Annotated in this window: 17 protein-coding genes and 1 tRNA gene; 15 read left to right on the top strand and 3 right to left on the bottom strand. The window is 60.5% G+C overall.

Going from position 1 to position 18,938, the window contains the following annotated elements; translation table 11 throughout:
* Position 1: 1 nt before the first annotated feature.
* From dtd to PMX72_RS02730, 11 genes are all read left to right on the top strand, one after another.
* The gene (dtd, locus tag PMX72_RS02780) at positions 2 to 448 is read left to right on the top strand and encodes a D-aminoacyl-tRNA deacylase (RefSeq protein WP_089572532.1); all 447 of its coding nucleotides are present in this window, start codon (positions 2 to 4) and stop codon (positions 446 to 448) included.
* A gap of 183 nt (positions 449 to 631) precedes the next feature.
* Positions 632 to 928: a Veg family protein gene (locus PMX72_RS02775; RefSeq protein ID WP_006234957.1), complete on the top strand. Its 297-nt coding sequence runs from the start codon at positions 632 to 634 to the stop codon at positions 926 to 928.
* Between the two features lie 2 nt (positions 929 to 930).
* A complete protein-coding gene (gene ispE / locus PMX72_RS02770) occupies positions 931 to 1,827 on the top strand; it encodes a 4-(cytidine 5'-diphospho)-2-C-methyl-D-erythritol kinase (protein WP_233506758.1) in 897 nt (298 codons plus the stop codon).
* 49 nt (positions 1,828 to 1,876) lie between these two features.
* Positions 1,877 to 1,953, top strand: a tRNA-Pro gene (locus PMX72_RS02765).
* Between the two features lie 112 nt (positions 1,954 to 2,065).
* The gene (gene tatA / locus PMX72_RS02760) at positions 2,066 to 2,341 is read left to right on the top strand and encodes a twin-arginine translocase TatA/TatE family subunit (RefSeq protein ID WP_022094895.1); all 276 of its coding nucleotides are present in this window, start codon (positions 2,066 to 2,068) and stop codon (positions 2,339 to 2,341) included.
* Positions 2,342 to 2,447: 106 nt separating this feature from the next.
* Complete coding sequence (gene greA / locus PMX72_RS02755; protein WP_006234960.1) at positions 2,448 to 2,918, top strand: transcription elongation factor GreA; 471 nt, start codon at positions 2,448 to 2,450, stop codon at positions 2,916 to 2,918.
* 79 nt (positions 2,919 to 2,997) lie between these two features.
* A complete protein-coding gene (gene lysS, locus PMX72_RS02750) occupies positions 2,998 to 4,962 on the top strand; it encodes a lysine--tRNA ligase (RefSeq protein ID WP_271729164.1) in 1,965 nt (654 codons plus the stop codon).
* Between the two features lie 320 nt (positions 4,963 to 5,282).
* On the top strand, positions 5,283 to 6,851 hold the full coding sequence (locus PMX72_RS02745; protein WP_199407875.1) for a threonine/serine exporter family protein: 1,569 nt from the start codon (positions 5,283 to 5,285) through the stop codon (positions 6,849 to 6,851).
* 313 nt (positions 6,852 to 7,164) lie between these two features.
* Entirely contained in the window at positions 7,165 to 7,758 is a 594-nt protein-coding gene (locus PMX72_RS02740; RefSeq protein ID WP_271729163.1) for a DUF2798 domain-containing protein, read from the top strand.
* A 187-nt stretch (positions 7,759 to 7,945) separates the two neighbouring features.
* Positions 7,946 to 10,588: an ATP-dependent Clp protease ATP-binding subunit gene (locus tag PMX72_RS02735; protein WP_271729162.1), complete on the top strand. Its 2,643-nt coding sequence runs from the start codon at positions 7,946 to 7,948 to the stop codon at positions 10,586 to 10,588.
* Positions 10,589 to 10,802: 214 nt separating this feature from the next.
* Positions 10,803 to 12,260, top strand: coding sequence for an aminoacyl-histidine dipeptidase (locus PMX72_RS02730; RefSeq protein WP_271729161.1), 1,458 nt, complete (start codon positions 10,803 to 10,805; stop codon positions 12,258 to 12,260).
* A gap of 125 nt (positions 12,261 to 12,385) precedes the next feature.
* Here the strand turns inward: PMX72_RS02730 and PMX72_RS02725 are convergent, their stop codons facing one another.
* The 3 genes from PMX72_RS02725 to PMX72_RS02715 form a co-directional block, all read right to left on the bottom strand.
* Entirely contained in the window at positions 12,386 to 13,690 is a 1,305-nt protein-coding gene (locus PMX72_RS02725) for a type II toxin-antitoxin system HipA family toxin (RefSeq protein ID WP_271729160.1), read from the bottom strand.
* The gene (locus tag PMX72_RS02720) at positions 13,691 to 14,122 is read right to left on the bottom strand and encodes a helix-turn-helix domain-containing protein (RefSeq protein ID WP_271746132.1); all 432 of its coding nucleotides are present in this window, start codon (positions 14,120 to 14,122) and stop codon (positions 13,691 to 13,693) included. It abuts the gene before it with no gap.
* A 127-nt stretch (positions 14,123 to 14,249) separates the two neighbouring features.
* Positions 14,250 to 14,828: a manganese efflux pump MntP gene (locus PMX72_RS02715; RefSeq protein ID WP_271729158.1), complete on the bottom strand. Its 579-nt coding sequence runs from the start codon at positions 14,826 to 14,828 to the stop codon at positions 14,250 to 14,252.
* 385 nt (positions 14,829 to 15,213) lie between these two features.
* On the opposite strand from PMX72_RS02715, the gene disA reads away from it, so the two are divergent.
* The 4 genes from disA to cysS are packed head-to-tail and all read left to right on the top strand — an operon-like array spanning position 15,214 to position 18,936.
* Complete coding sequence (disA, locus tag PMX72_RS02710; RefSeq protein ID WP_369831362.1) at positions 15,214 to 16,254, top strand: DNA integrity scanning diadenylate cyclase DisA; 1,041 nt, start codon at positions 15,214 to 15,216, stop codon at positions 16,252 to 16,254.
* Positions 16,254 to 16,982, top strand: coding sequence for a 2-C-methyl-D-erythritol 4-phosphate cytidylyltransferase (ispD, locus tag PMX72_RS02705; RefSeq protein ID WP_271729157.1), 729 nt, complete (start codon positions 16,254 to 16,256; stop codon positions 16,980 to 16,982). Before disA ends, ispD begins: the two co-directional genes overlap by 1 nt.
* Positions 16,972 to 17,466: a 2-C-methyl-D-erythritol 2,4-cyclodiphosphate synthase gene (ispF, locus tag PMX72_RS02700; RefSeq protein WP_006234975.1), complete on the top strand. Its 495-nt coding sequence runs from the start codon at positions 16,972 to 16,974 to the stop codon at positions 17,464 to 17,466. The genes ispD and ispF overlap by 11 nt, the downstream gene beginning before the upstream one ends.
* Before the next feature lie 3 nt (positions 17,467 to 17,469).
* Positions 17,470 to 18,936 carry a cysteine--tRNA ligase gene (gene cysS, locus PMX72_RS02695; RefSeq protein WP_271729156.1) on the top strand — a complete coding sequence of 489 codons (1,467 nt, stop codon included), beginning with the start codon at positions 17,470 to 17,472 and terminating at the stop codon, positions 18,934 to 18,936.
* The last annotated feature ends 2 nt before the right edge of the window (positions 18,937 to 18,938 follow it).

Genomic DNA, 18,938 nt, shown 5'->3' with positions numbered 1-18,938 from the left:
CGTGCGTGCGGTGGTGCAGCGCGTACTCAACGCCGGCGTGACGGTCGACGGCGAGTGCGTGGGCAAAATTGGGCGCGGCTATCTGGTGCTGCTGGGCGTGGGCCACGGCGACACGCGCGCCGAGGCCGATAAGCTGTGGGGCAAGCTCCGGGGCTTGCGCATCAACGAGGACGAGAACGGCAAGACCAACCTGGCACTTGCCGATGTCGACGGCGAGGTGCTCGTGGTGTCGCAGTTCACGCTGTTCGCTGACTGCCGCCACGGTCGCCGTCCGTCGTTTACCGATGCAGGCGCGCCCGATGTTGCCAACGAGCTCTACGAGTACTTCCTGACGCTCGTTCGTCAAGATGTCGAACACGTGGCGCACGGCATCTTTGGCGCCGATATGAAAGTCGACTTGGTCAACGACGGCCCATTCACCATCGTCTTGGACACGGACAACCTTTAGGTTACGCGGTTTTACCAAACCGCGTAACAACTGGTCATGCGAGGTTGTCGTCTGGTACGTATTTGGGACGGGGTTTATTTAGCTACTTGCATATGGCGGCAGCAGGGTGCTATAGTATTAGAGTTTTGTCTATCTTAGGGGTATTATCCCCTTTTTGAATTGCACCTTCTGGAGGCCCTGTTCATGGAAGAGATGGAAGTCAATCACGTCGACGACATCCACGAGAAGCTGACCGATATGGTGGGCGATCGCGTCAAGGTGAAGGCCAACATGGGCCGCACCCGCGTCGTCGAGCGCATGGGCACCATCAAGAGCGTCCACCCCGCCGTCTTTATCGTCGAGGTTGACGAACGTCGCGGCCGCAAGTCGCGTCAGTCCTACCAGTATATCGATGTCCTCACCGGGCAGGTCGAGCTGTTCGACCCCGAGAGCGGCGAGCATATCTTTACCCCGCTCGGCAATCAGCTCGAGGAGCACTAACGGTGACCGATCGGTCCCTGACCCTTTCCGCGCCGGCAAAGATTAACCTCTACCTGGGGGTTCATACCGAGCGCGATGACCGCGGCTACCACAGGGTCGATTCCCTGATGGCAGCCGTCGGTCTTTCCGATTCCGTGACGGTCGCGCCGGCGCAGGCGCTGACCGTCCAGACGGTTCCGGCATCAGATTTTCCCATGCAAAAGAATACGGCGTATCGGGCTGCGGTTGCTATGGCCGAGCATTATGGTCGCGAGGCAAACATCTGCGTGATGATTGAGAAGCGCATTCCATTGTGCGCCGGCTTGGGCGGCCCCTCGACGGATGCGGCCGCGGTCATTGTCGCCTTGGCGGAGCTCTGGGGAATTGATCGCACCGACCCCGCGCTCGACGACATTGCGCGGGGTATTGGTGCTGACGTCCCGTTCTTTTTGCACGCGAGCCCTGCGTTCTACGTAGGTGGGGGAGACGTGCTGGCAACTGAGTATCCCGCGCTGCCCGCAACGCCCGGCGTGTTGGTCAAGCCGCGCGAGGCAAGCGTTTCGACAATTGAAGCCTATCGACGTTTTGACGAGGCCCCGGTGCCTGCAGACAAGCCCGGCGCGATCGCATCTGCCCTTCGCTCGGGAGACGCAGAGGCGGCCTACGCGCTCGTCCACAACAACCTGGGTGCCATTTCCGCACAGATGGAGCCGCAGATTCAAATGGTTCTCGATTGGCTGCGTAAACAGGACGGCACCGTTGCTGTAGATGTGTGCGGATCGGGTGCCTGCTCATTTGCCATTTGCGACACCGCCGCCACGGCCGAAAGGCTTGCCGACGCTGCCCAGCAAAACGGCTGGTGGTCCTGCGCGACGGAGCTCATTCCCAACACGGTTCAAATCGACGCGCCAAAGAAATAAAATTTTCTCTAGCACGCGGCGAAAATCTTTGTTACTATAGTCGAGCTAACGGGTTGTGGCTCAGTTTGGTAGAGCACTGCGTTCGGGACGCAGGGGTCGCTGGTTCAAATCCAGTCAACCCGACCAGAGCATGAGGAGGGACCGCTTCTTGCGGTCCCTTTTTTTAGCTATTGTTGTGATACCGCGATACCCGCGGTATACTCATTCGAGCTTGTCTCGCTGTATTGTGGAGGTCTACATGTTTGGACTGAGGGCTCCTGAGCTCATCATTATTCTCGTCGTTGTCCTGATTATCTTCGGGCCCAAGAACCTGCCGAAGCTCGGCAAGTCCCTCGGCTCTACCGTCAAGAATATCCGTGAGGGTATGGAGGGCGACGATAAGGCCGAGACCAAGCAGGCCGAGGAGGTCGTGGTCGAGCAGTCCGAGGAGGACAAGGAGATCGCTGAGCTCGAGGCCAAGCTCGCTGCTGCCAAGAAGAAGCAGGCAGAGGACAGCGACGCGGACGCAGAGTAGTCCCATCCCTTTGGGGTGAGCACCTGACCGGCTTGCCCGCAGGCTAGCCGGTCTTTTTCGTTTTGTTGACAGTTGATTGTTTGATCAGAGTTGGGGAGATATCCGTATGGACGCAAGCCAAATCGTACTGACCGCTGAGGGCCGCCAGAAGCTCGTTGAGGAGCTCGCTTGGCGTGAGGGCGATTACGCCAAGGAGATCGTCGAGGACATCAAGGAAGCCCGCGCGTTCGGCGACCTTTCGGAGAACTCCGAGTACGATGCCGCCAAGGACAAGCAGGCCCAAAACGCCGCTCGTATTGCCGAGATCCAGGCCATCCTCGCCAACGCTCAGGTTGCTGCCACCACGGGCGATCTGACCGTCTCCATCGGTTCCACCGTTTCTCTGATTGATCCCAACGGTGAGGTCATGGAAGTCACGCTCGTCGGTACCACCGAGACCAACTCGCTCGAGCACAAGATTTCCAACGAGTCTCCGGTCGGCCACGCCATCATCGGTCACGGCGAGGGCGACTCCGTCGAGGTCGTTACGCCTTCCGGCAAGACTCGCGTCTACACCATCGCCAAGATTGCACGCTAGACCACGGTCCCGCGTAAAGGTATGTTTTCGCTCCCTGGGACCGAATCCTGGGGAGCGTTTTAGTTTGAGGAGCTAACTTATGGCAGAGAACCAGAACGCCGCAGATCAGGCATCGACGCTCAACGACGAGCGCGCCACCCGCCTGGCCAAGCGCGCCGCCCTGTTCGAGGCGGGTCAGGACCCCTATCCCGAGCACTCTGAGCTTGAGGACTACGTTGCCGATATCGAGGCTAAGTACGCCGAGCTTGCCGATGGCGAGGACACCGAGGACGTCGTGAAGATCGCCGGCCGTGTGGTCGCCAAGCGCGGTCAGGGCAAGATCATGTTCATCGTCGTGCGCGATGCGACTGCCGAGATTCAGCTGTTCTGCCGCATCAACGACATGGACGAGGCTGCCTGGAATACGCTCAAGTCCCTCGACCTGGGCGACATCCTGGGCGTGACCGGCGTGGTTGTGCGCACCAAGCGCGGTCAGCTCTCCGTTGCCCCTAAAAGCGCGACCCTGCTTGCCAAGGCCGTTCGTCCGCTGCCCGAGAAGTTCCACGGTCTTTCTGACAAGGAGACCCGTTATCGTCAGCGCTACGTCGACCTGATCGCCAACGACGATGTCCGCGAGACCTTCCGCAAGCGTTCGCAGATTCTCTCCACCTTCCGCCGCTTCATGGAGTCCGACGGCTACATGGAAGTCGAGACCCCCATCCTGCAGACTATCCAGGGTGGCGCCACAGCTAAGCCGTTCATCACGCACTTCAACGCGCTCGACCAGGAGTGCTATCTGCGCATTGCTACCGAGCTGCACCTCAAGCGCTGCATCGTCGGCGGCTTTGAGCGTGTGTTCGAGATCGGCCGCATCTTCCGCAACGAGGGCATGGACCTCACCCACAACCCCGAGTTCACCACGATGGAGGCCTACCGTGCCTTCTCCGATCTCGAGGGCATGAAGGCGCTTGCCCAGGGTGTCATCAAGGCTGCCAACAAGGCCATCGGCAACCCCGAGGTCATCGAGTACCAGGGCCAGACCATCGATCTTTCCGGTGAGTGGGCAAGCCGCCCCATGACTGATATTGTCTCTGACGTGCTCGGCAAGAAAGTCACCATCGACACGCCGGTCGAGGAGCTTGCTGCCGCCGCGCGCGAGAAGGGCCTGGAGATCAAGCCCGAATGGACTGCTGGCAAGATCATCGCCGAGATTTACGATGAGCTGGGCGAGGACACCATCGTCAACCCGACCTTCGTGTGCGATTACCCCATCGAGGTCAGCCCGCTCGCCAAACGTTTTGAGGACGACCCGCGCCTGACGCACCGCTTTGAGCTGGTTATCGCCGGTCACGAGTACGCCAACGCGTTCTCCGAGCTCAACGACCCGGTCGACCAGGCCGAGCGCTTTGCCGCCCAGATGGCCGAGAAGGCTGGCGGTGACGACGAGGCTATGGAGTACGACGAGGACTACGTGCGCGCCCTCGAGTACGGCATGCCTCCCGCGGGCGGCATCGGCATCGGTATCGACCGCGTGGTCATGCTGCTCACCAACCAGGCCTCCATCCGCGATGTCCTGCTGTTCCCGCACATGAAGCCCGAGAAGGGTTTCCAGTCCGGTGCTGCTGCCGCCAAGGCCGCCGAGGCCGGCAACGCCGCAAGCCCGTTCGTCAAGCCGCTCAAGCCTACGCTCGATTACTCTAAGATCGCCGTCGAGCCGCTGTTTGAGGAGTTCGTCGACTTTGATACTTTCTCCAAGAGCGATTTCCGCGCCGTGAAGGTCAAGGCGTGCGAAGCCGTCAAGAAGTCCAAGAAGTTGTTGAACTTTACGCTCGATGACGGCACCGGCACCGACCGTACCATCCTCTCCGGCATCCATGAATACTATGAGCCCGAGGACCTGGTCGGCAAGACCCTGCTCGCCATCACCAACCTTCCTCCGCGCAAGATGATGGGCATCCCCAGCTGCGGCATGCTCATCAGCGCTATTCACGAGGAGGAGGGCGAGGAGCGCCTCAATCTGATTCAGCTCGACGCTTCCATCCCCGCCGGCGCAAAGATGTGCTAATTGGTTCCGCCGTTCTACCGAACGGCGGACCGGCCGACGCTGCGCGGGCCGCATTTGGACAATCTGACGTTCAATTTCAAGGGCGCGACCAGAAGGTCAGCGCCCTTTCGTTTCACGTCACCTTGTCTCAAATGCGGCCCGCTCGCTGACGTTGCCAATACATCGGCGTTGCCTTGGCCGTCAATAGTCATTGGGGACGTTCTTAAACGACTACCCAACGGCTATTGAGCACATGGCTCGCATGGCAGCCGTCTCTTTTATGTTTCCTTTAGCCGTCGCTGCCTAGGATGGGGGTTAGTCGGTAGGAAGGGAGCGTCTATATGGACGACGCGAGCGAGCGTGCAATCGAAGAGGACATGCTCGATCAGTTTAATTACTTTGACGATGAGGATGAGGAGCTAATCGATCGTCGCGAGCCGGCATCGCTTGACTCATTTGATCTGGTCGATGAAGAGACTGATGAGGTTGAGGACGAATCAACGGAGCCCCCACAGTCTTCGCGCCTTGACTCGCTGCTTTCGAGAGCCCCCATGCACCACGGTGTTCGTGCCGGCGCACTCCATATGAAAACAGACTGGCACCAGATCGTGACGGCAGGCGATGAGCTTGCCGTCGATGCGCCGCTCACCGATAAGTCATCCATCATCTGCCGCACCGGTATGCTTATGCTCGCGAGCGGAACGGGTGCCTGGCGTGTACGCGATACCATGAATCGCGTCGCCGCCGTACTCGGTGTCACCGTCCACGTTGACTTAAGTCTTCTGTCGTTTGAGTGCACCTGCATCGAAGATGGCCACTGCTTTAACGAGGTTGTCAGCCTGCCCACAACGGGAGTCAATACCCATCGCATTTGGATGATGGAGAGCTTCCTAAAGGAAATCGAGACGTATGGGCGCCGGTTTACCGTGCACGAATACCACGAGATGCTCAAGACCGTTGAGAGTTCAAAACCCGATTACTCTCCCTGGCAACAGGGCCTTGCGGCAGCTTGTGCTTGCGGCGCCTTCGTCTTTTTGCTCGGCGGCGGCCCTATCGAGATGGCCTGCGCATTCGTAGGCGCTGGTGTTGGCAACTTTGCTCGCTCTCATATTCTCAAGCAGGGTCTTGGCCAGTTTAGCGCGCTGACGATTGGCGTTGCGCTCGCTTGCGTTTCGTATCTGCTGGCATTGCTCGGCCTTGGCCAGGTCGTACCGGGGGCAATGTCGCACCAAGAAGGCTATATCGGCGCCATGCTCTTTGTGATTCCCGGCTTTCCCCTCATTACGGCAGGCCTCGACATCGCTAAGCTCGATATGCGAAGCGGCATTGAGCGTCTTTCGTATGCCGTGTCGATTATTGTGATGGCGACCCTTGTGGGCTGGATGGTTGCCGAGTGTGTGGGGCTGGCACCGGATGATTTTGCCCCGCTCGGCCTTTCGCCGCTTGCCCTTACGCTCCTGCGCGTGGTGATGAGCTTCGTTGGCGTATTCGGCTTCTCGGTGATGTTCAACAGCCCGGTAAAGATGGCCGCGGCAGCTGGGCTGATCGGCGCCGTGTCCAATACCTTGCGCCTTACGCTCGTCGATGCGCCGGCGCTGTTTCCCTTCCTGGGCCTGAGCGTAGGTATGCCTCCCGAGGCGGCAGCGTTTATTGGCGCGCTGGTATCGGGGCTGCTCGCGAGCTTAGCCGAAATCAAGCTCACCTACCCACGTATCGCCCTCACGGTGCCATCGATTGTCATTATGGTGCCGGGCTTGTATCTGTATCGCTCGATGTATTACATGTGCACATTCGACACGGTCAATATGCTCGGCTGGTTTGTGCGTGCAGTGCTCATCGTGGCGTTTTTGCCCGTTGGCCTGGGTGTGGCGCGTACGCTCACCGACCCTCGCTGGCGCCACACCAGCTAATTGGTGCAAGGGGGACAGGTTGCTTTGCACCAAATGAGTTGCGGTGAAATAGGGACTGAATTGCCGCTTAAAGGGCCAAAACAGTCCGTATTCCACCGCAACTTAGGGGGTCGGGGGATTATTGGTGCCCTGCATCTTCATAAACTCAACGCTTACGAAGCGCATGCGTTTCGTGCTAGGCTGGTTTCACCACATAAGTAGTCGCAGACGCACGTACCACGGGCGGGCGAGATGAAGTCCCAACAGCTCCATCTCGCCCGCCCTTTTTTGTTGCGTGGTGCCGCGGCACAATACAGAGAGGAATCTGCCCTTTATGCCTATCAACAAACGAGAGAGCCTGCTGTTCACCTTTATCATGTGCTTTTGTATGGTGCTCTGGATGAGCATCTACAACGTTGCCCTGCAGCATGGGGCCATCAACGGCGAGGTTGTTGCCGCCACATGGCTCGGCTTCCCCGTTGCCTACGTTTTTGCCATGTGCTGCGACTGGTTCGTCGCCAGCCCCCTTGCCAAGGGTTTCGCCTTTAAATTCCTGGTCACGCCGGGCAAGAGCTCTCCTCTTGCCATGACGCTCGCCGTCAGCTCCTGCATGGTCGTTCCCATGGTCATCATCATGTCGCTCTACGGTGCGTGCGAGGGCCTGTTCCACATGCCCGGCGGCCCGCTCGCAAACCTGCAAGCGCTGCCGATGATGTGGCTCGTCAACATTCCGCGCAACTTTATCATGGCCCTGCCCTGGAACCTGCTGGTGGCTGGTCCGGTTGCTCGCTTTGTCTTCCGCCGCGCCTTCCCCATGGGAACCGTCTTTGAAGAGCGGCATATGGAGCTCGTGCACATGCCTGGCGCTCCCGTTGCCGATGCCGTCAATGACGTTGCCGAGAGCATGGACGCCGAGCCCGCCTGCTAGACAGCAGCGCAAAACCAAACCGCCAAGCGGACCGAAGCGATTCCTTTTTTGTAGACGTTGTCACGCGGCTACGGGCGGGAAAGGTCCCAACGGTTAACATATACTCCATATGGGTAAAGAGACCAAAGCGCTGCCGCGGGGCGGCGCTTTGCGTTTGAAAAAACTAGCTCGTCTAAGAGGAACTAGCATGTTAGACCGTTTTACCGATCGTGCGCGCAAGGTCATGTCCATGGCCAAGCAAGAGGCGCTCGATCTACACTCAAATAAGGTGGGCACCGAGCACCTGCTGCTCGCGCTTGCCAAGGAGGACGAGGGCATTGCCGCCGAGGCACTGCGTTCGCTCGACATCTCCTACGATGACATCATGGATACTCTCAAAGAGGTCCAGACCACGGTTCCCGGGCCCAGTGAGGAGACCGAGGCGGCCAAGCTCGCCTTTACGCCGCTCGTCATTAGCGTGATGGAGCGTTCATTCCGCGTGGCGCGTGAGAACAACCAGACCTACGTGTCGACTGAGCACTTGCTCATCGGTATCGTCGAAGAGGGCAACGGCATGGCCATGGACATCCTCATGCGCTTGGGCGTGTCGTCCGCCTCCATCAAAAAGGCTATCGAGAAACTCACCGCCAAGGACCAGGACAAGAAGCGTCCGCTCGCCGGTGCCGGTGCCGGGCGTCCCGGTGCGGGCCTGCCGTTCTTTAGCGGCTCGGATGCCTCTCAGCAAAAGGGGAGTGGCACCGATACGCTTAAGCAGTTCGCGACCAACCTTACGCAGAAGGCGCGCGACGGCGAACTCGATCCGGTGATTGGTCGCGAAAAGGAAGTCCAGCGTATGATGGAAATTCTTTCGCGCCGCACCAAGAACAACCCACTCATTCTGGGCGACCCCGGCGTGGGCAAGACGGCCATCGTCGAGGGTCTGGCTCAGCAGATTGCAGCCGGCAACGTGCCCGAGAACCTTATGAACCAGAACATCTGGACGCTCGACTTGCCGGGCCTCGTGGCGGGCGCCAAGTATCGCGGTGAGTTTGAGGAGCGCCTCAAGAACGTAATCCAGGAGGCAACCGAAGCCGACGACGTCATCCTGTTTATCGACGAGATGCACACCATCATCGGTGCCGGTTCTGCCGAGGGCTCCATCGACGCGAGCTCCATGCTCAAGCCTGTGCTCGCGCGCGGTGCCTTCCAGATTATCGGCGCCACCACGGCCGAGGAATTCCGCAAGTACCTCACCAAGGACCCGGCCTTCGAGCGTCGCTTCCAGACCATCGATGTCGAGGAGCCGAGCGTCGAGGACACGGTCAAGATCCTGACTGCGCTCAAGCCGCGCTACGAGGAGCACCACCACGTGCGTTACACGCAGGGTGCCATCGAGGCCGCTGCGAACCTCTCCAACCGCTACATTCAGGATCGCTTCCTGCCCGATAAGGCCATCGACCTCATTGACGAGGCCGGTGCCCGCGCTCGCATCGCCGCGAATCGCGCACCCGAGCCGGTGCGCGAGGCCGAGCATCGCATCGAGGAACTCAAGGCTGCCGCACAGGAGGCTACCGAGAGCGACGACATGAACAAGGCCGCCGAGATCACCGAGCAGCAGAAGGCTGCCGAGATTGAACTCGCCGAGGCCAAGGCTGCCTGGACGGCCGAGCTCGACGCCAGTCCGCTCACCATCGATATCTCCCAGATTGCCGACATCGTGTCCGTGACCTCGGGCGTGCCGGTGTCTTCGCTCACCGAGAGCGAGAGCCGTCGCCTGCTGCAGGCCGAAAGCGTGCTCAAGACCCGCATTATCGGCCAGGACGAGGCCGTCGAGGCCGTTGCCAAGGCCGTGCGCCGCAGCCGCTCGCCGCTCAAGGACCCTCGCCGCCCCGGCGGCAGCTTTATCTTCCTGGGCCCCACCGGCACGGGCAAGACCGAGCTTGCCAAGACGCTCGCCGAGTATCTCTTTGGCAGCAAGGACGCGCTCATCAGCTTCGACATGTCGGAGTTTGGCAGCGAGTTCGAGGTCTCCAAGCTTATCGGTAGCCCTCCGGGTTACGTGGGTCACGACGAGGGCGGCCAGCTCACCAAGGCTGTTCGCCGTCATCCGTACTCGGTCGTGCTGTTCGACGAGATCGAGAAGGCGCACCCTGATATCTTCAACATCCTGCTACAGGTGCTGGAGGAGGGCCGCCTGACCGATAGCCAGGGCAAGACGGTCGATTTCCGCAACACCGTGATTATCATGACGTCCAACGTGGGCGCCCGCGAGATCGCGCAGGATGCGAGCGTGGGCTTTGGCACCACCGGCAAGCAGGGTCTCACGTCGAGCGAGATCCGCGGCCGTGCGATGGGCGAGCTCAAGCGCCTGTTCCGCCCCGAGCTGCTCAACCGTATCGATGACATCGTGGTGTTCCAGAAGCTTTCGGGCGAGAACCTGACCAAGATCGCTCACCTGCTGGTGGACGACCTGCGCCAGCGCCTGATTGCCAACGGCATGAACATCAAGCTCACCGATGCGGCCTACGACAAGATTGTGGCCGAGGGCACCGACCTCACCAACGGTGCGCGTCCGCTGCGCCGCGCCATCCAAAAGCTCATTGAGGATCCGTTGTCCGAGGAGCTGCTGGCCGGCGAGTGGGGCAGTGGCGATACCGTCCTGTGCGATGTGGCCGACGGCAAGTTTGTCTTTAGCCATGGTACGGGCGAGATCCCGGCACCGCGTCCGGCGGGCACGCTCGGTGGCGATACCGCTCCGGCAGCGCCGCACACCGGAAACGCTGCGCCTGTGAGTAGTGGCGTGACCTCGGGCCCCGGCGGTATGATGCAAGCTGGCTCCGGCGCGCTGTAGGGCGTGGCGACAATTTGATACGCTCAATCGAGGCGCTCTGGCAAGGGCGCCTCGATTTGTAGAGCTGCGGTGATTGTGACCGTTACGCTATACGGTCCACCGTTAGCCGATGATGCGAGGGCGCTCGGCGTTTTCGACTGGTTTATGCACGCAAAGTCTGGGAATATACAAGGCGCATGTCTTACTGTCTAACCAGTTGCGCCAAGGAGGCACCATGGATTACAAGATCACCGGCTACGAGCCCGCCCAGCTGTTCCATTTCTTTGAGGAGGTCAGCGCGACCCCCCGCGGGTCTGGCAACGAGAAGGGCATCAGCGATTTCCTGGTTGCGTTTGCCAAGGAGCGCGGCCTCGATGTGTACCAGGACGAGGTCTACAACGTCATCATTCGCAAGCCCGCATCTGCCGGTGCCGAGAATGCCCCGACCGTGATGCTGCAGGGCCATATCGACATGGTGTGCGACAAGTTGGGTTCCGTTGAGCACGACTTTACGACCGACGGTATCGACCTGGTCGTCAAGGACGGCGTCCTCACCGCTAATGGCACCACTCTGGGCGCCGACAACGGTATCGCCGTCGCTCTGATGCTTACCGTGCTCAACGATGATTCGATTGCCCATCCGGCTCTCGAGTGTGTGTTCACCACCGACGAGGAGACTGGCCTGGTCGGCGCCGAGACGCTCGACAAGTCCCAGATTAGCGCCCGTACCATGATTAACCTTGACTCCGAGGAAGAGGGCGTTGCCACCGTCAGCTGCGCCGGCGGCGTCGTCGTTACCTACACCTGCCCGATCGCGCGCGAGCACAAGACCGGTAGCACCCTCACGCTCGACATCTCCGGCCTTCTGGGCGGTCACTCCGGCAGCGATATCCACCTGGAGCGCGGCAATGGCAACCTCATCATGGCCCGCATCATCGACCGCCTGATGGTTGCCGGCGAGCCCGCCATCGTGAGCTTTAACGGCGGCACCAAGGACAACGCCATCAACCGTGAGTGCAAGGCTGTTCTGGTCTACGCCGACCACGCTGCCGCCGAGGCCGCGGCCGAGATCGCCCGTGGCATCATCGCCGACGTTACCGCCGAGCTCGAGGTCTTCGACCCCGGCTTTACCTGCACCGTCGAGATTGCCGACGACGCCGAGGTCGAGGCCATGGATCAGAAGTCCGCGCTTGCCCTCATCCGCGCCCTGCGTCTTGCCCCTAACGGCGTGATTCGCCGCAACGTCGCCACCGACGGCTCCGTCGAGGTTTCCTCCAACATCGGCGTGGTCGCCACTTCCGACGACCAGGTCAAGATCATGCTGTCCCCGCGCTCCTCGATCACCTCGCTGCAGAACGAGTTCAAGGACCGCCTGCAGACGCTGGCCGATGTCTTGGGCTTCGACGCCAAGTTCGAGTTCGAGTATCCCGGCTGGAGCTATGCCGAGCATTCGCCGGTCCGCGACGTTTTTGTCGAGAGCTATCGCGAGCTCTTTGGCTCCGAGCTGCGCATCGAGTCCATTCACGCTGGCCTTGAGTGCGGCCTGTTTGCTGAGGCCCTGCACGGCCTGGACGCCATCGCCGTGGGCCCGACGCTCTCCGATGTCCACACCCCGGACGAGAGCATGGAGCTCGCTTCTGCCGAGCGCTTCTACGAGCTGCTCATCGACGTCCTCAAGCGCCTTGCCGCGTAAGGGTCGCGCTAGCAGCAGTTCGAGCCACGTGCTAGCGGATTGCAAATGACATTACGAGAGGGGGCATCCGAACTTTTGCGACGGGTGCCCCCCTCTTCTTTTAAGAAATGTGGATTGATTGGCGCCTAGCCCATATCCGCCTTGATGAGGTCGAGGGTGCGCTGGCAGTTTTCGCGGACGGGGCCGAGCATGTGCTCGCGCAGGTCCGCCATGCCGGGCAGGTCGGCGTATTCGTCCATGATCTCTTCCATGCAAATGGGCACCTCGTAGGCGAGGTCCATCATGGTCGCAAAGCAAAACTTCTCGGATAGCCCGGCATCGGTGAGCGCCGCCTCCAGCGCGGGGTCGCCCATACCGTGGTATCGGCGGATAGCGCCTGGACCGATGCGCCCCACTCGATTTTCGCCGCCAACGCTCATGGCAAGGCGCGCCCGGCGGCGCATACGCTCGTACGCCAAGCCCGATGCGACATCGTACATGGGTGCGAGCGCTGCGTTTGTGCCTTTACCTAGGATGAGCGAGTAGTTTTTAGCGTGTGCGTCAGGCGCTCCGATAATGGCGTTATAGAACAACATATAGGTAAAAAGCACAAGATTCATGTGGTGGGGGACTGTGTTAATCAGTCGTTCTTGGATGTCTCGTGTGGTTGGTCCTCCGTCGTCGGTGTATTTCTGGCTTGGCAATACACCGAGCGCCTGGCAAAAGTCCTCCTGATGCAGCCTTTCGATATTTCCGCTGCTATTGACCATTCTGTCGTACCGTTCAACGACGAGTGCGGCTTCGTCTTCAAATGTGCAATAGGAGACGTTGGCAGTTGGAATGCCAACACGCCGAGCCGTTTTCATGCAGACGAATTCGTTTAAGGCCTGATGTTTGAACCCAACGACGCCATTTTTGAAGATATGGGTAGTGGGGGATGACCCTAGACATTCGCACCATTGGCCATCATGCCAAGCTAGTGCAAATTTGCCTTGGTTGCCGCCCAGGGACCAGCTTTCGTTGGAGCCCATCCATGTCTCTCTTTCGTTATCGCGAATTGCTTTGAGCTTGTGAGCGATTTGAGAATTGGTAAGCGGGCGGTATGCCGAGACCCTGCCGCGGGCGGCGCCTAATTGATCGGTTCGACAAAACTGAACGGCCCCTGCGCAGTCAAGACCGATATGGCACAAGAGGGCGACGGGGTTGTTGGATGCAACGTCATGCTCGGCGGCAATAGCGCGACGCTGCTCTTGGCTGTCGGGCAAAAGGCCAAATAGGAACGGGCGGACGATGTTATGGCCATACGTGCGATTGGAAAGCGGTATTGTAAGCGATAGTGGTGCTCCGCGATAGGTTGGGGCGTATACAAAACTGCAGAGTCCATGCTCGTCTTGCCGGAGAGTGCCTGCGATTTCGCCACAAATGAGGGTCGCAAGCTCCATCTCTGCCATTTATTTCACAACCTTACAGCCAAAGGAGAGGCCTGAAGTGTCGGAAAGGCCTTGCTCGGCTGCGATTTGGGCCAGCAGGGCACCATAGGAAGATGGCGTTCCTTGTCGGGCGGGTCGTCTGCCTACGCTTGGCTTTGGCAGGGCATTCGAGTTCGCGATAGGGAGGTCCGCTATCGTCGTCGGATGTTCGGAGGGCGATGCGATGGAGTCGTTATCGCTTTGCGCAAAGAGACCTATGCCGAGTGCGTTAAAGACGGACAGCAACTTGTCGAGTCGAATGCCGGTGGCGTCTCCCAGCTCGAGCGATGCGAGCAGGCGCTCCGAAACGCCGGCTTTTTTAGCGAGGGCCGCACGGGTGATTTCCTGCGACTCGCGTGCCTGACGCACATAGATGCCAGCTTGGCGTGGTGTGGTGATGGGAAGGGTATCCATGGCGATCTCCAACATGCAGACTTTTGCATATCAGTATGACATGCAAAAGTCTGCACGAAAAGGCCTCATGCAAAACTTTGCATGAGGCCTTGTACTGGCGTTGAGTTTTGAGCGATTGCGTTTGGCGTTACAGCGCCAAAATCCCCAGATGCTCAAGCAAGATCTTAAGTCCGATGAGGATGAGCACGATGCCGCCCACGATGGTGGCGGGTTTTTCGTAGCGTGCGCCAAAGGTGTGGCCAATCGCCACGCCGGCGACAGAGAAGATAAACGTTGTGACGCCGATAAGCGATACGGCGGGAACGATGTCGACCGAGAGTGCCGCAAACGAGATGCCTACGGCTAGGGCATCAATCGAGGTGGCGATGGCAAGGATTAGGTACTCGCCCAGGTCAATCCTCTCGGCATTCTTGTTGTCGCCTTCGTCCTCGTCCTCGGTAAAGGCCTCCCACAGCGTTTTGCCGCCGATGAAGGCGAGCAGAATAAAGGCGATCCAGTGGTCGATGGGTCCGATGATGCCCATGAATTGACTGCCAAGCGCCCATCCGATTACGGGCATGCCGGCCTGAAAGCCGCCAAAGAACAGGCCGAGCACCGCGGCGACTTTAAGGTTGATCTTCTTCATGCCAAGGCCCTTGCAGATGGATACGGCAAAGGCGTCCATCGAAAGGCCAACGGCGAGCAGCACGAGCTCTGCGAGTCCCATAGTCTGGCTCTCTCTCTGCGGGCGGGCCCGCGTGTACCTCTTGGGGGAGTAACAAAAAAGACCCGTGGCGTACGCGTTGCGCGCACAGCCACGAGTCTCGTTCATTAAGGCAAGCCAGGCCGCATCGGCCAGTGTGTTGACTTACCGCGCCACCGGAGGCGAACCCGGTCACGCGACTACTCCCTCATTCATGTGAACCCCGATGCTACCACATAAGCAGCTCATTTGGGTTGGGGCTCTTTTGGCTACCCCAGCGGTGTTCGCTCATTCTGTAAGCATCGGATTTCGCAAGCGCTGCGGGGACAAACCGTGAGAAACTATTTGGCGTTTATGGAGCGTATACGATGGGAGCGATGCCTTGGATAAGAACGAGCTGCAAAAGCGTATGGAACAGGCTATTCGCCTGACTGCCCCCGGCCAGCCGATCCGCACCGCCCTCGACATGATCATTGCTGGTCACCTGGGCGCTCTTATTTGCGTCGGCGACACCGAAAACGTGCTCGCTGCTGGTAACGACGGCTTCCCGCTCAACATTTCGTTTACCTCGAACCGCCTGTTCGAGCTTTCCAAGATGGACGGCGCCATCGTCATCGACGGCGACCTCACCCAGATCCTGCGCGCCAACTTCCACCTCAATCCCGATCCCTCACTTGCCACGAGCGAGACGGGCATGCGTCACCGCACTGCCGCTCGCATGTCGGTGCTCACCGATGCCATCGTGATCTCGGTCTCGGCCCGTCGTGCCGTCGTCAACGTGTACGTTCACGGCAAGAGCTATGAGATCCAGCCCGTCACCACCATCATGAGCTCGGTCAACCAGCTCGTCGCCACGCTCCAGACTACCCGTCAGTCGCTCGATCGCTCCCTGCTGCGCCTGACGGCCCTCGAGCTCGATGACTACGTTACGCTCGCCGACATCACCGGCATTTTCTCGAGTTTCGAGATCATGCAGCAGGCAAAGACTGAGCTTAAGGATTGCATTGTCAAGCTGGGCAACCAGGGCAAGCTCGTGCAGATGCAGCTCGAGCAGCTCGCCGGCTCCAGCATGGATACCGAGTACGACCTGATGATTCGCGACTATGCGAGCGATTCCTCCGAGGCCAATGCCGAAAAGATCCGCGCCAACCTGAGCCGTATGACGCCTAAGGACCTGTCCGACCCACAGCATGTGGCGGCGGTTCTGGGTTACGACGACCTGGACGAGGACTCCGTCATGACGCCGCTGGGCCTGCGCACGCTTTCGCGCGTGTCCGTCGTGCGCGACGGCGTGGCCGAGAAGATCGTCGACGAGTACGGCTCGCTGCAGGAGCTCATGGATGACATCAGCGAGGATCCGGAGCGCCTGGGCGACTTTGGCGTCAACAACCCTGCCATTCTTGCGGACTCCCTGTACCGCATGAAGGGCACCAAACAGGGGAACGCATAATGGCGCCCGTATGCGCCGTGGTCGTTGCCGGCGGCAGCGGCCAGCGCTTTGGAAATCCCGGCGGCAAGCAGCTCGTTAACGTGGCGGGCCGTCCGCTCATGAGCTGGTCCATCCGTGCGTTCGATCGTAGCAACAAGGTCGGCCACATCGTGGTGGTGTGCCCTGCCGAGCGCCGTGCCGAGATGCGCCGCCTGGCCATCGACCCGTATTCGTATAACACGCCCATCAGCTTTGCCGATGCCGGCGAGGCTCGCCAGGATTCCACCTGCGCAGGCGTGCACGCGGTGCCGGCGGGCTTTGAATACGTCGCCATCCACGATGGCGCCCGTCCGCTCATTACGACCGAGGCTATCGACCACGCTATCGACGTGCTCGTGAGCGACCGTGCCCTCGACGGCGTCGTGTGCGGCCAGCCTGCCATCGACACGCTCAAGATCGTCGATGGCGACAACATCGTCGAGACGCCGCCGCGCGAGCTGTACTGGGCCGCGCAGACGCCGCAGATCTTTAGCGTCGACGCCATGAAGCGCGCTCACGCCGCTGCTATCGCCGAGGGCTTTATCGGCACCGACGATTCATCGCTGGTCGAGCGCATGGGCGGGCGCGTCCGCTGTGTCCAGAGCCCGCGCGATAACCTTAAGGTGACGGTGCCCGAGGACCTGCGTCCCGTAACCGCGATTCTGCTCGGTCGCATGGCCGAGGGAGAGGACCTTCCCCATGTTCAGTAACCTGCGCATTGGCCACGGCTACGACGTCCACCGTTTGGTGGAGGGGCGTCGATGTATCATCGGCGGGGTTGACATTCCCTACGAGCGCGGCCTGCTGGGCCACTCGGATGCCGATGTGCTCGCGCACGCCTTGGCCGACGCCATTCTGGGCGCCTGCCGCGGGGGAGATATCGGCAAGCTATTCCCCGACACCGATCCCGCCTACGAGGGTGCCGATTCGATGGTGCTGCTCGCTCGCGTGATGGACTATGCGCGCGAGCTTGGCTTTGAGTTTGTCGATGCCGATTGCACCATTGCCTGCCAGCAACCCAAGATCACTCCGCACCGCGATGCCATGCGCGCCAACCTTGCCCATGCCCTGGGTGTCGACGTCGAAAACGTGGGCGTCGCCGCCACCACGACCGAAAAGCTCGGTTGGGAAGGCCAGGGCGAGGGAATTGGCGCCTGGGCCGTCTGCCTGCTACAGAAAACCGTTAAGGAGTAACGAATGCGTATCTACAACAGCGCTACCCATAAAAAGGAAGAGTTCCAGCCCATCGAGTCCGGCAAGGTTCGCATGTACGTGTGCGGCCCCACGGTCTACGACAACATCCACATCGGCAATGCTCGCACGTTCATCAGCTTTGACGTGATTCGTCGCTGGCTCATCGCGAGCGGCTACGAGGTCACGTTCGCCCAGAACCTCACCGATGTCGATGACAAGATCATCAAGCGCGCCAACGAGCAGGGCCGCACGGCCGCCGAGGTCGCGACGGAGTTCTCCGACAAGTTCATCGGCGTCATGCGTGCCGCCAACGTGCTCGATCCCGATGTGCGCCCCCGCGCCACCAAGGAGATCGGCCCCATGATCGCTATGATCAAGACGCTTATCGAGCAGGGCCATGCCTACGCCGCCGATAACGGCGACGTGTACTTTGCCGTGCGCAGCGATCCCAACTATGGTCAGGTTTCGGGCCGCAACATCGACGATCTGATGGTTGGCGCGCGCATCGAGGAGAACGAGGACAAGAACGACCCGCTCGACTTTGCCCTGTGGAAGGCCGCCAAGCCCGGCGAGCCCAGCTGGCCGAGCCCCTGGGGCGAGGGCCGTCCCGGTTGGCACACCGAGTGCGCCGCCATGGTGCACCGCTACCTGGGCACCCCGATCGACATTCATGGCGGCGGCTCCGACCTTGCCTTCCCGCATCACGAGAACGAGTGCGCCCAGGCCACCTGCGCCTGGCACCAGGGCTTCTCCAACACCTGGATGCACACGGGCATGCTGCTGGTCGACGGCGAGAAGATGTCCAAGTCGCTCGGCAACTTCTTTACGCTGGCCGAGGTGCTCGAGCAGCACTCTGCCGCGGCCCTGCGTCTGCTGATGCTGCAGACGAGTTATCGCTCGCCGCTCGACTTTTCTTGGGAGCGCCTGGAGGGTGCCGAGAATTCGCTCACGCGTATCGCCGGTACGGTCGAGAACCTGCGCTGGGCCGCGAACCATGCGACGGCCGATGCCGATGAGGCAGCATCCGAGGCGTTTGCCGCCAAGTCCGCCGAGACCCGTGCCACCTTTAAGGAGTGCATGGACGACGACTTTAACACCGCTGGTGCCATGGGTGCCGTCTTTGGCTTTGTAACCGAGTGCAACCAGTACCTGGAGCAGGCGGGCGACGCTGCCGACAAGGCCGCCGCGCTTGCCGCCGCCGATACGCTGGTCGAGCTGCTCGATACGTTTGGCGTTGAGCTCCCCGAGCCCAAGGTCGAGTTGCCGCTGGGCCTGCTGGGCGTTGCCGCCGGTTTGGTTGCCTACACGGGTGACGACGTGGACGAGGCCGCTGCCAAGATTCTCGAGGCCCGCGCCGAGGCCCGCGCCGCCAAGAACTGGGATCTGGCCGACGCCATCCGCGACCAGCTCAAGGACCTGGGCCTCACCATTGAGGATACTGCCGCTGGCACCCGTATTAAGTCTCTCTAATC

The sequence above is a fragment of the Collinsella aerofaciens genome, assembly GCF_028207065.1.
GTDB classification, from domain to species: domain Bacteria; phylum Actinomycetota; class Coriobacteriia; order Coriobacteriales; family Coriobacteriaceae; genus Collinsella; species Collinsella aerofaciens_AR.
The sequence above is the reverse complement of the archived record's forward strand: the minus strand, read 5'-3'. Positions and strand labels throughout refer to the sequence as shown.

Excerpts from the sequence above, each read along its gene's own strand:
- PMX72_RS02735 (WP_271729162.1), top strand. The coding sequence starts at position 7,946 with ATGTTAGACCGTTTTACCGATCGTGCGCGCAAGGTCATGTCCATGGCC.
- ispD (WP_271729157.1), top strand. The coding sequence starts at position 16,254 with ATGGCGCCCGTATGCGCCGTGGTCGTTGCCGGCGGCAGCGGCCAGCGC.
- tatA (WP_022094895.1), top strand. The coding sequence starts at position 2,066 with ATGTTTGGACTGAGGGCTCCTGAGCTCATCATTATTCTCGTCGTTGTC.
- greA (WP_006234960.1), top strand. The coding sequence starts at position 2,448 with ATGGACGCAAGCCAAATCGTACTGACCGCTGAGGGCCGCCAGAAGCTC.
- PMX72_RS02725 (WP_271729160.1), bottom strand. The coding sequence starts at position 13,690 with ATGGCAGAGATGGAGCTTGCGACCCTCATTTGTGGCGAAATCGCAGGC.
- ispF (WP_006234975.1), top strand. The coding sequence starts at position 16,972 with ATGTTCAGTAACCTGCGCATTGGCCACGGCTACGACGTCCACCGTTTG.
- lysS (WP_271729164.1), top strand. The coding sequence starts at position 2,998 with ATGGCAGAGAACCAGAACGCCGCAGATCAGGCATCGACGCTCAACGAC.
- cysS (WP_271729156.1), top strand. The coding sequence starts at position 17,470 with ATGCGTATCTACAACAGCGCTACCCATAAAAAGGAAGAGTTCCAGCCC.
- PMX72_RS02745 (WP_199407875.1), top strand. The coding sequence starts at position 5,283 with ATGGACGACGCGAGCGAGCGTGCAATCGAAGAGGACATGCTCGATCAG.
- PMX72_RS02730 (WP_271729161.1), top strand. The coding sequence starts at position 10,803 with ATGGATTACAAGATCACCGGCTACGAGCCCGCCCAGCTGTTCCATTTC.
- PMX72_RS02715 (WP_271729158.1), bottom strand. The coding sequence starts at position 14,828 with ATGGGACTCGCAGAGCTCGTGCTGCTCGCCGTTGGCCTTTCGATGGAC.
- PMX72_RS02740 (WP_271729163.1), top strand. The coding sequence starts at position 7,165 with ATGCCTATCAACAAACGAGAGAGCCTGCTGTTCACCTTTATCATGTGC.
- disA (WP_369831362.1), top strand. The coding sequence starts at position 15,214 with ATGGAACAGGCTATTCGCCTGACTGCCCCCGGCCAGCCGATCCGCACC.
- PMX72_RS02775 (WP_006234957.1), top strand. The coding sequence starts at position 632 with ATGGAAGAGATGGAAGTCAATCACGTCGACGACATCCACGAGAAGCTG.
- PMX72_RS02720 (WP_271746132.1), bottom strand. The coding sequence starts at position 14,122 with ATGGATACCCTTCCCATCACCACACCACGCCAAGCTGGCATCTATGTG.